This window comes from Pseudomonas sp. EGD-AK9 (assembly GCF_000465935.2).
Taxonomy (GTDB): Bacteria; Pseudomonadota; Gammaproteobacteria; order Pseudomonadales; family Pseudomonadaceae; genus Aquipseudomonas.
The window spans coordinates 1-7,031 of sequence record NZ_AVOF01000173.1 but is presented as its reverse complement, the minus strand read 5'-3'; the positions used below and the strand labels follow the sequence as shown (position 1 = coordinate 7,031).

Below are 7,031 nucleotides of genomic sequence, written 5' to 3'. Positions count from 1 at the left end.
GTCAGCGCGCGGCGTCAGCAGGAGCAGCAGCAGCGCTTGGCGGCCACGGTGTTCGAGGCGGCCAGCGAGGGCATCTTCATTCTCGACCCGGACTACCGCCTGCTGGCGGTCAACCGCGCGTTCAGCGCGGTGACCGGCTACGCCCGCGAGGAGGTGCTGGGGCGCACGGTGACCAGCCTGATCGGCAGCCGCGAGATGCGCCGCCAGTACCAGCTGATCCGCCAGGAGCTGGACGGCAGCGGCAGCTGGCAGGGCGAGCTGATCGAGACGCGCAAGAGCGGCGAACTCTACCCGCAATGGCTGCAGCTCAACCTGGTGCGCGACGCCAGCGGGCGGCCCAGCCATATCGTCGGCTTCTTCGCCGACCTCAGCGCGCGGCGCGAGGCCGAGGAGCGCCTGCGCTACCTGTCGCACTACGACGAACTGACCGGCCTGGCCAACCGCAGCCTGTTCAAGGAGCGCCTGCACGAGGCCAGCCAGCGCGCGCGGCAGAGCGGGCGCAGCGTCGCCCTGCTGCATATCGACCTGGACCGCTTCAAGCTGCTCAACGACAGCCTCGGCCACGAGGTCGCCGACCAGCTGTTGCGGCAGATGAGCCGCCGCCTGACCCAGGCGGTGCCAGAGGCCGACTGCATCGCGCGGCTGTCCGGCGACGAGTTCGCCATCATCCTCGATGCCTACGGCAGCCTGTCCAGCCTGGCGCGGGTGGCCAGCCGGCTGCTGGCCAAGCTGCGCGTGCCGATGGACGTCGGCGGCCACGAACTGGTGGTCAGCGCCTCGCTGGGCATCAGCCTGCTGCCGGACTACGCGCGCGAGATCAGCGCGCTGATCAGCCAGGCCAACATGGCCGTGCAGCACGCCAAGCACCTGGGCGGCAACACCTTCCAGTTCTTCACCGACAACCTGCAGGCCTGCACCCTGGAGCGCCTGCAGCTGGAGAACCAGCTGCGCAAGGCGATCGAGGAGGGCCAGCTGGAGGTGTTCTACCAGCCCAAGCTGTGCCTGGCCGACGACAGCCTGAATGCCGCCGAGGCGCTGGTGCGCTGGCGCCATCCGCAGCAGGGGCTGGTGCCGCCCGGCGAGTTCATCGGCCTGGCCGAGGAAACCGGGCTGATCGCGCCGATCGGCGAATTCGTCCTGCGCCAGGCCTGTCGGCAGGCGCGCGAGTGGCAGCGCCAGGGCCTGGCGGAGATCCGCGTGTCGGTGAATATCTCGGTGCATCAGCTGCGCCAGGGCAACCTGACCAGCCTGGTGCGCCAGGTGCTGGAGGAAACCGACCTGGCGCCGCGATACCTGGAGCTGGAGCTGACCGAGAGCCAGCTGCTGGACAACGTCGACAGCGTCATCGCCACCTTCCGCCAGCTGCGCGAGCTGGGGGTGAAACTGGCGATCGACGACTTCGGCACCGGCTACTCCTCGCTCAGCTACCTCAAGCGCTTCCCGGTGCACTACGTGAAGATCGACCAAACCTTTATCCGCGACCTGTCGCCGGGCGGCGAGGACGCGGCGATCACCCGCGCGATCATCGCCATGGCCCACAGCCTGGAGCTCAAGGTGGTGGCCGAGGGGGTGGAGACCCAGGCGCAGATGGATTTCCTCAAGAGCCAGCACTGCGACGAGATCCAGGGTTTCCTCATCAGCCGGCCGGTGGAGGCCGAGGCCTTCGCCGCCTTGCTGCGTGCGCAGATCGACGCCCCGGTGTACTGAGGCTGTTCCCTCCCTACCCAGACGCCGCGGGGACGGCCGGGCCGACCGAATCAAAGATGGCTGCCGGCGTGCGCCGTCCTGGGGGATGCTGGGGGCTCCCGCTCACGACAAGGAGTTCCCGATGGCCGAAGCCCCATCCCTGAGCCTTGGCCAGCGCCTGCTGCTGGCTTCGCAGCGCATGGCGCCGGTGCCGGTGAAGGCGGCCCTGGTGCAGAAGCTCGGCGCCGAGCAGGCGGCGCAGCTGTCGCCACATCTGCCGCCGGCGCAGCTGCGTGAGCTGATCCTGGCGCTGCCCGTCGAGTTCCTCGCGCAGGTCACCACCCACCTCGACCCGCAGCTGATCCTCGCCACCTACCTCAGCCTGCCCGACAGCCTGCACCTGGAGGTGGCGCGCCGGCTCTGCGTGATCGGCGCCTTCGCCACCGCCGCGCGCTATGCCGAATGCCTGTCGGCCAGGCAGGTCAAGGTGCTGATCTACGGCATCAACGACGCCGACCACGTGCTGCAGATCGCCCGCCATATCCTCGATATCGAGCTGATCGTGCAGAGCCTGCGCAGCTTCTCCACCGCCTACCTGTGCAAGCTGACCGAGGCGGCGGCCGCCGACGACAACGTCGCGGTGTCCGCCCGGGTGCTCGCCGGCCTGCCGTTGCCGCGCCAGGCGGATGTCTGCGCCCACCTCAGACCGGCCGTGTTGCGCGAGCTGCTGCCGCAGCTGCTGGCGGCCAACCCGCAGTTGCGCGACCTGCTGCCCGAACGCCTGCAGCTGACGATCCTGGCCTAGGCTGCGCCGCCGGCTCTCACTTGGCGAACAGCTGGCCGATATCCTTGAACGCCTTGAACTCCAGGGCGTTGCCGCAGGGATCGAGCAGAAACAGGGTGGCCTGCTCGCCGACCTGGCCGGCAAAGCGCACGTGGGGCTCGATGACGAAGGTCGTGCCGCGTGCCTGCAGGCGCTCGGCCAGCGCCTGCCAGTCGTCCCAGGCCAGCACCACGCCGAAATGCGGCACCGGCACGTCGTGACCGTCCACCGGGTTGCGGTGCGCCGCCTCCTGGTGCGCCATCTTCGGCGCTTCATGGATCACCAGCTGGTGGCCGAAGAAGTCGAAATCCACCCACTGCTCGCTGCTGCGGCCTTCGGCGCAGCCGAACAGCTCGCCGTAGAAGTGCCGCGCCGCGGCCAGGTCGTACACGGGAATCGCCAGGTGAAAGGGGGCTAGGGCCATTGCGGAGTACCTCTTGGTTGTTCGCCCCCAGCCTAGCAACAGCTAAATCGATTGAAAGCGAATATCCTTGCTTGCAAGCTCAAATAATTTTGATGGATTGCCGATGCTGCGCGAGTTCAAGACCTTCGTCGCCGTCGCCCGCCTGGGCACCTTCGCCGCCGCCGGCCAGCAGGTCGGCCTGACTCAGTCGGCGGTCAGCGCGCAGATGCGCGTGCTGGAACAGCAGCTGGGCGTGCGCCTGTTCGACCGCAGCGGCCGCGCCGCCGTGCTCAACGCCGCCGGTCGGCATGCCCTGCCGCTGGCCGAGCAGATGCTGGCGTTGTACGCGCAGATGGCGCTGCCGCAGGCGGCGGACCAGTGGCAGGGCGAGCTGCGCGTCGGCGCCATCGCCACCCTGCAGACCGGCTTGCTGGCCGAGGCGCTGCCGCGCTTTCGCCAGCTGGCGCCGCGGGTCGAGCTGAAGCTGGTGCCGGGGGTGTCACTGCAGCTGCTCAGCCAGCTGGATGCCGGCGAACTGGATCTGGCCCTGCTGATCAAGCCGCCGTTCCCGCTGCCCAAGGAGCTGCTGCAGGTGCCACTGGCGCGCGAGCCCTTCGTGCTGATCGCGCCGCTGGCGACGGAGAGCGACGATCCGCTGCGGCTGCTCGTCGAACAGCCGTTCGTGCGTTACGACCGCGCCTCGTTCGGCGGTCGTCAGGTCAGTCGTTTCCTCCGCGAACAGCGCCTGAACGTGCGCGAGGCGCTGGAGCTGGACGAGCTGGAGGCCATCGTGCGCCTGGTGGAGAACGGTATGGGCGTGGCCCTGGTGCCGCGCGCCGGGCTGTGGCTGCAGCGGCCGACGCGGCTGCGGGTGCTCGAGCTGGGCGAGCTGACCTTCCACCGCGAACTGCTCGCCCTGCTGCGCCGCGCCCAGCGCCAGCCGGCGCTGGATTGCCTGCTGCAGTGCCTGCAGGCATAGGCACCCTGCGTGCGCAACCTGCAGAAAAAAGCCCGCACGGCGGCGGGCTTCTGGATCGGGCAGTGGCTGCGGCTTAGAACGCCGGCACCACGGCGCCCTGGTACTTCTCGGCGATAAAGGCTTTGACCTCGGCGCTGTTCAGCGCCTTGGCCAGCTTCTGCATGGCGGCGCTGTCCTTGTTGTCCGGACGGGCGACCAGCAGGTTGACGTAGGGCGAGTCGCTGCCCTCGATGGCCAGGGCGTCCTGGGTCGGGTTCAGCTTGGCTTCCAGGGCGTAGTTGGTGTTGATCAGGGCGAGGTCGACCTGGCTCAGCACGCGCGGCAGGGTGGCCGCTTCCAGTTCGCGCACCTTGATCGCCTTGGGGTTTTCGACGATGTCCTTGGGCGTGGCGAGGATGCCGGCTTCCGGCTTGAGGGTGATCACCCCGGCCTTTTGCAGCAGCAGCAGGGCACGGCCGCCGTTGGTGGCGTCATTGGGGATGGCCACGGTGGCGCCCTGCGCCAGTTCGCCGAGGTTCTTGACCTTGCTGGAGTAGGCGCCGAAGGGCTCGACGTGCACGCCGACCACGCCGACCAGTTCGGTCTTGCGGCTGGCGTTGAACTCGTCCAGGTAGGGCTGGTGCTGGAAGAAGTTGGCGTCGAGGTTCTTCTGCTGCACCTGCAGGTTGGGCTGCACGTAGTCGGTGAACACGCGCACCTTGAGCTCCACGCCTTCTTTGGCCAGCGCCGGTTTGACGAACTCGAGGATCTCCGCGTGCGGCACCGGGGTGGCGGCGACGTTGAGGGTTTCGGCCTGGGCCGAGAAGGCCGCGCAAGCGGCCAGGGCAGTCAGCAGTTTCTTCATTTCAAGGTTCCTTTTGGGAAGGTTCGCGCGGGTCCCGCGGGTGGCGAGTCGCCGCTTTTCATCATTACTTGCGAGAAAAATGTACGACGAGGCGATCACCGACCATCTGCAGCACCTGCACCAGGATCAGCAGGAGGATCACGGTCACCGCCATCACGTCCGGCTGGTAGCGTTGGTAGCCGTAGCGCACGGCCAGGTCGCCGAGGCCGCCGCCGCCGATCAGGCCGCTCATGGCGGTGTAGGAGACCAGGGTGATGGCGGTGACCGTGGCTGCCGCCAGCAGCCCAGGCAGGGCCTCGGGCAGCAGCGCGCGGGTGATGATCTGCCAGGTGCTGGCGCCCATGGCCTGGGTCGCCTCGATGATGCCGCGCTCGACTTCGCGCAGGGCGGTCTCCACCAGACGGGCGAAGAACGGCGTGGCGCCCACCACCAGCGGCGGGATGGCGCCGGCCACGCCCAGCGAGGTGCCGACCAACAGCTCGGTGAGCGGGATCATCAGGATCAAGAGGATGACGAAGGGCACCGAGCGCAGGATGTTCACCACCAGCGACAGCGCGCCGTAGAGCGCCTTCTGTTCGAACAGCTGGCGCGGGCCGGTGAGAAACAGCAGCACGCCGAGCGGCAGGCCGAGCAGCACGGTGAACAGCATGGAGCCGAGCAGCATGTTCAGGGTGTCGAGGCTGGCCTGCCAGATTTCCGGCCAGAACACGTTGGGTAGCAGTTGTTCGAGCATCAGCGCAGTACCTCCAGATGCACCTCGGCGGCGCCGAAGCGCGCCAGCGCGGCGTCGATGTCTCCACCGGTCAGGGCCAGTGTGAGCTGGCCGTAGGGGGTGTCCTTGATGCGGTCGATGCGCCCGGCGAGGATGCTGTAGTCCACCCCGGTCTCGCGCGCCACAGTACCCAGCAGCGGCGCGTAGGTCGCCTCGCCCTGGAAGGTCAGGCGCAGGATGCGGCCCTGCACATGGGCGAAGTCGTCGTGCTGCTCGGCCTCGTCGACGTGCTCGGACTCCAGCACGAAGCGCCGCGTGGTCGGGTGCTGCGGATGGAGGAACACCTGGGCCACCGGGCCTTCCTCGACTATGACGCCGGCGTCCATCACCGCCACGCGGTCGCAGACGCGGCGGATCACGTCCATCTCGTGGGTGATCAGCACTATGGTCAGGCCCAGTTCGCGGTTGATCTCGGCCAGCAGCTGCAGCACGGCGGCGGTGGTCTGCGGGTCGAGGGCGCTGGTGGCCTCGTCGCACAGCAGGATCTTCGGCCGGGTGCTCAGCGCCCGGGCGATGCCGACGCGCTGCTTCTGCCCACCGGAGAGCTGCGCCGGGTACTTGTTGGCGTGCTCCTGCAGGCCGACGCGGGCCAGCAGCTCGGCGACCCGGGCGTCGATCTCGGCGCGGCTCAGCTCACCGGCCAGGCGCAGCGGCATGGCGATATTGTCGGCGACGGTCTTCGACGACAGCAGGTTGAAGTGCTGGAAGATCATCCCGACCTGCTGGCGGAAGCGGCGCAGGCCCTGGGCATCGAGGGCGGTGACGTCGACGCCGTCGATCTCGATGCGCCCGCCGGAGGGCTCCTCCAGGCGGTTGATCAGGCGCAGCAGGGTGCTCTTGCCGGCGCCGGAATGGCCGATGATGCCGAACACCTGACCGCGTTCGATCTGCAGCGCGGTCGGCTGCAGTGCGGGAATCTCGCGGCCGGCGACGCGGTAGGCCTTGTGGACGGATTGAAACTGGATCACGCGAACGACCTTTTGGGTATGTTCAAGGGCGGGCTCCACGGTAGGTGAGCCGGCCAGCGGGCGCCGGGTGGGCGCAAAAGGGCGCTAGTCTACCCGGCCGTGTTTAGGCCGAGAAAATCTTTGTTGGCCTATGGTTATTACAAAATCGCATTAACGTTAAGCGCTACGCCGAACCGTAGGGTGGATGACGCTTCACCCATCCACCAGCACCGCGGATTCGCCGGCATAAACGGGGTCATCCACTCTCACCCTGGACTCAACCGCGCTGCGGGCTCAGCAGCAGCCGCGGCACCTGTTGCGGCACGATTTTCTGGCTCAGTTGCGGGCGAAAGGTCGGGTCGAGCTTCTTGATCCGCGCCGACAGCAGCGCCGCGACCCAAGGATAGTCCTTGGCCTCGCGCACTTCGATGCGCACGGCGCAGCGGAAGGTCACCACGTCCGCCGCCACGCCATCGAGCAGGCGGCGCAGGTGTTCGTTGTCCTGCTTGTCCAGCATCGGCATGGCCACCGCGCTGCTGGCCGCGGCGGGATCGATCAGGCGCGCCCTGGGCGGCTC

7 protein-coding genes and 1 pseudogene are annotated in these 7,031 nt (G+C 68.2%); 3 read left to right on the top strand and 5 right to left on the bottom strand.

The window, feature by feature from the left end; translation table 11 throughout:
* Positions 1–1,707 (top strand): bifunctional diguanylate cyclase/phosphodiesterase (locus N878_RS09565; RefSeq protein ID WP_021443443.1); only part of this gene is annotated, 1,707 nt, incomplete at its 5' end.
* Between the two features lie 121 nt (positions 1,708–1,828).
* On the top strand, positions 1,829–2,491 hold the full coding sequence (locus N878_RS09560; RefSeq protein WP_021443442.1) for a hypothetical protein: 663 nt from the start codon (positions 1,829–1,831) through the stop codon (positions 2,489–2,491).
* Positions 2,492–2,507: 16 nt separating this feature from the next.
* On the opposite strand, the gene N878_RS09555 is transcribed toward N878_RS09560, so the two are convergent.
* Complete coding sequence (locus N878_RS09555) at positions 2,508–2,933, bottom strand: VOC family protein (protein WP_021443441.1); 426 nt, start codon at positions 2,931–2,933, stop codon at positions 2,508–2,510.
* A gap of 103 nt (positions 2,934–3,036) precedes the next feature.
* Between N878_RS09555 and N878_RS09550 the strand changes: the two genes are divergently transcribed.
* Entirely contained in the window at positions 3,037–3,891 is an 855-nt protein-coding gene (locus N878_RS09550; RefSeq protein ID WP_021443440.1) for a LysR substrate-binding domain-containing protein, read from the top strand.
* Positions 3,892–3,964: 73 nt separating this feature from the next.
* Here the strand turns inward: N878_RS09550 and N878_RS09545 are convergent, their stop codons facing one another.
* The 4 genes and pseudogenes from N878_RS09545 to N878_RS28920 all read right to left on the bottom strand — a co-directional run.
* Positions 3,965–4,735: a MetQ/NlpA family ABC transporter substrate-binding protein gene (locus N878_RS09545; RefSeq protein WP_021443439.1), complete on the bottom strand. Its 771-nt coding sequence runs from the start codon at positions 4,733–4,735 to the stop codon at positions 3,965–3,967.
* Positions 4,736–4,799: 64 nt separating this feature from the next.
* Positions 4,800–5,468, bottom strand: a complete 669-nt coding sequence (locus N878_RS09540; RefSeq protein ID WP_021443438.1) for a methionine ABC transporter permease — start codon at positions 5,466–5,468, stop codon at positions 4,800–4,802.
* Positions 5,468–6,475: a methionine ABC transporter ATP-binding protein gene (locus N878_RS09535; protein ID WP_021443437.1), complete on the bottom strand. Its 1,008-nt coding sequence runs from the start codon at positions 6,473–6,475 to the stop codon at positions 5,468–5,470. The genes N878_RS09540 and N878_RS09535 overlap by 1 nt, the downstream gene beginning before the upstream one ends.
* A 256-nt stretch (positions 6,476–6,731) precedes the next feature.
* Positions 6,732–7,031: pseudogene (locus tag N878_RS28920) on the bottom strand (hypothetical protein); the annotation flags it as partial.

Excerpts from the sequence above, each read along its gene's own strand:
- N878_RS09560 (WP_021443442.1), top strand. The coding sequence starts at position 1,829 with ATGGCCGAAGCCCCATCCCTGAGCCTTGGCCAGCGCCTGCTGCTGGCT.
- N878_RS09555 (WP_021443441.1), bottom strand. The coding sequence starts at position 2,933 with ATGGCCCTAGCCCCCTTTCACCTGGCGATTCCCGTGTACGACCTGGCC.
- N878_RS09550 (WP_021443440.1), top strand. The coding sequence starts at position 3,037 with ATGCTGCGCGAGTTCAAGACCTTCGTCGCCGTCGCCCGCCTGGGCACC.
- N878_RS09545 (WP_021443439.1), bottom strand. The coding sequence starts at position 4,735 with ATGAAGAAACTGCTGACTGCCCTGGCCGCTTGCGCGGCCTTCTCGGCC.
- N878_RS09540 (WP_021443438.1), bottom strand. The coding sequence starts at position 5,468 with ATGCTCGAACAACTGCTACCCAACGTGTTCTGGCCGGAAATCTGGCAG.